Origin of the sequence: Streptomyces flavofungini (assembly GCF_041028215.1) — a bacterium.
GTDB classification, from domain to species: domain Bacteria; phylum Actinomycetota; class Actinomycetes; order Streptomycetales; family Streptomycetaceae; genus Streptomyces; species Streptomyces flavofungini_B.
On record NZ_JASKYR010000885.1, the window covers coordinates 1 to 3,152 of the forward strand.

Here is a 3,152-nt window from a genome sequence, read left to right on the forward strand (position 1 = left end):
TGGGTGGAGAGTTCCGCCGCGGAGGGGGGGGGGGGGGGGGGGGGGGGGGGAGCGCGGGACGCGAGGGTAGCGGGAGAGGAGGGACCACAGGGCCGGGTTGTCCGCGAGGGAGCCATGGAGGTCCGTGAGGTCCGCCACGAGGTCGTGGAGGAAGTCCCGCGCCTCGCGGCGCAGCTCCGCGTGGGAGAAGGCCAGCGGAGCCTCCTCCGGGTCCATCCAGTCCGCCTCGATGTCCACCCAGCCGAAGCGCCGGGCGAACAGCATCCGGTCCGTGGACTCCGTGAAGTCCAGCTCGGCGTACTGCGGCCGTGAGGCCCTGCTGCCGAGCGGGTCCTGGTCCAGGGCCTCCACGATGTCGCACAGCGCCCACGCGAAGTCGAGGACGGGCACCCATCCCCAGGCTGTGGACAGTTCCCTGTCCGCCTTGGTGTCCGCCAGATACACGTCCCCGCAGAAGAGGTCATGACGCAGCGTGCGGACGTCCGCGCGGCTGTAGTCGAGCTGCGGGGGGTCAGGGAAGCGGCGGGAGAGCGCGTAGCCGATGTCGAGCACGGAGCCGATGGTGTCACGCCCCGGCCTCCGGCGTTGCCCGGACCCGGTGCCGCCTGCCGTAGGACCAGGTGACGGCGGTCAGCAGCGGCGGGACCGCGAACAGCGGGGCGTAGCAGAGGACCATCACCGTGCTCGCCCCGGGCGAGAGGTACGAACGGGACTCCACGGCGACGTACACCACCACCTGGCTCGCCGCGAGGAGCAGGGTGAACGCCGACACCGACCATGCCGCCACCGCCACGACCCGTGGCCGCCGCAGCCGGTCCGTGACCAGGAGCAGCGGCAGCAGGGCCGCGCCCTCCTGGAGCGCCACCAGGGCCACCAGGTACGCGACGCCCCAGCCGGGGACGCCGTACCGCTCCCGCAGCACCTCGTCGCTGTAGCCCACGTGGACGCCGCAGGCCATCGCGAGGCGCCAGAGGCCGGAGGGGACGGCGCAGAGCGCGATGGCGTGCGCGGCCCGGCGCGCCCACCGGGGGGCCGGGAGGGGAGCCGGGCGAGGAGCCGGAGCCGCACCGGCCGGGGTCCGGAGTCCGTGGGGGGATGCCGATGTCGTCGTCATGCGCAGGACGATGCCGCCAGGGCCGGGACCGGCACGTCCTCCGGCCCTACGATCCGCCTCCGCCGGGCGGGGATTCCCGCGACCCACGGCGGAGACGCGGGCCCGTGCGGCGAGGCCCGCACGGCGAGGCCGGTACGGCGAGCCCGTACGGCCAGGCCCGCCCGTGCGTCAGGGCAGCAGCCGCTGTTCCTTCGCCACCGCTACGGCGCCCGCCCGCGTATCGACGCCCAGTTTGTCGTAGATGCGGCCCAGGTGCGTCTTCACCGTGGCCTCGCTGATGAAGAGCGCGCGGGCGATCTCACGGTTGCCGAGACCCCGCGAGAGCTGCCCCAGGATGTCGCGCTCGCGGTCCGTGAGCGTGGGCCGGGGCGCGCGCATGCGGGCCATGACGCGGGAGGCGACCGGCGGCGAGAGCGCGGTGCGGCCAAGGGACGCGGCCTGGATCGCGGAGAACAGCTCCTCGGGCCGCTCGGCCTTCAGCAGGTAGCCCGTGGCGCCCGCCTCGATCGCCCGCGTGATGTCCGCGTCGGTGTCGTACGTCGTCAGGACGAGGACGTGCGGCGGCGCGCCGGGCGAGGGGGAGGTGATGCGCCGCGTCGCCTCCACGCCGTCGATGCCCTCGCCGAGCTGGAGGTCCATCAGGACGACGTCCGGCGCCAGTTTCGCGGCCAGGGCGACCGCCTCCTCGCCCGTGCCCGCCTCGCCGACCACCTCGATGTCCGGCGCGCTGCCGAGCAGGGCGAGCAGGCCCGCGCGGACGACCACGTGGTCGTCGCAGACCAGGAGGCGGACGGGGCGGCGCGCGGGCGGTGTGTCGTGCACGTTCATGACAGCGGCTCCCACGGCTGCGAGGGGTCCGGCGGCGGCGCCGACGGCTCCAGCGGGATCGAGACGGAAAGGACCGTGCCCTCGTCCGGCGCCGACTCGATGGTCAGCGAACCGCCGAGCTGTTTGGCCCGTGCCCGGATCGCGGGCAGACCATGGCCCCGTACGCCCGGCCGCGCGCCCCCGTCGGACGGCGGCGTGAAGCCCCGGCCGTCGTCCGCGACGTCGAGGACGACCTGATCGTCCAGGAGCGTCAGGGTCAGCGCGGCGGTGCGGGCCTCGGCGTGCTCGCGCACATTGGCCAGCGCGCCCTGCGCGGTCCGCAGCAGCGCGGAGGCGACCCGGTCCGGCAGCGGCACCGGAGCGCCCTCGGCGTGGAAGCGCACGGTGAGGCCCGCGTCCGACTCCCGTTCCGCCAGCGCCCGCAGCGCCTCGGGCAGCCCACCGCCGTCGGCGAGGTCTGCGGGCGCGAGGTCGTGCACGAACCGGCGGGCCTCGGCGAGACCGCGCTCGGTGATCGACTCGGCGGTACGGACATGGGCGTGGGCCCTCGCCGGGTCCGTGTCCCAGAGGCGGTCGGCCGCCTGGAGCAGCATCTGCTGGCTCGACAGGCCCTGCGCGAGGGTGTCGTGGATCTCCATGGAGAGCCGCTGGCGTTCGGCGAGCGTGCCCGCGCGCCGCTCGGTGGCGGCCAGTTCGCGGCGGGTGCGGATGAGGTCGTCGATCAGCTCGCGCTGGCGGGCCGCCTGGCGGCGCATGTGGAGGAAGACCGCCGTCGCGATCGCCGACACGGCGGGCGGCCCGAGGATCAGGTCCGGGTCGTAGCGGCCCGCGAGCCGTAGCTGCGAGGCGATCACGCAGCCGGTCAGGACGGCCACCAGGGCCAGGGCCGGGCGCGGCGGCAGCGTCCGCAGCCCGGTGTAGAAGAGCGGCACCGCGCACCAGCCGAAGCTCGGCGCCAGGCCCACGAGGACCAGCCAGACCGCGACGACCAGGGCCAGCCGGACCAGGTGACGGGGCGCGGGGCCCTTCCTGGTGATCGCGCCCGTCAGGAACGGCAGGGCGTACAGAACGGCCAGGACCGCCGACAGCGCGATGATCCACGGGAGGCGCGCGCCGCCGGGGTGGCGCAGCAGGAAGCGGGCCAGCGAGGTGGCGAGGAGCAGGTAGAACGTCGCGTGCATGACGGCCGCGAGCCAGCGGGCGTCGGGGT

Annotated in this window: 4 protein-coding genes; all 4 read right to left on the reverse strand. The window is 75.1% G+C overall.

The genetic code is table 11. The features are described 5' to 3' along the window. The coding region (locus AB8Z36_RS36005; protein ID WP_369217600.1) for a hypothetical protein at positions 1–552 on the reverse strand (552 nt) is incomplete at its 3' end. 13 nt (positions 553–565) lie between these two features. Beyond that, a complete protein-coding gene (locus tag AB8Z36_RS36010; RefSeq protein ID WP_369217601.1) occupies positions 566–1,114 on the reverse strand; it encodes a hypothetical protein in 549 nt (182 codons plus the stop codon). A gap of 168 nt (positions 1,115–1,282) precedes the next feature. Continuing rightward, positions 1,283–1,942, reverse strand: coding sequence for a response regulator (locus AB8Z36_RS36015; RefSeq protein WP_369217602.1), 660 nt, complete (start codon positions 1,940–1,942; stop codon positions 1,283–1,285). Further along, positions 1,939–3,152 (reverse strand): sensor histidine kinase (locus AB8Z36_RS36020; protein ID WP_369217603.1); only part of this gene is annotated, 1,214 nt, incomplete at its 5' end. The genes AB8Z36_RS36015 and AB8Z36_RS36020, both read right to left, overlap by 4 nt.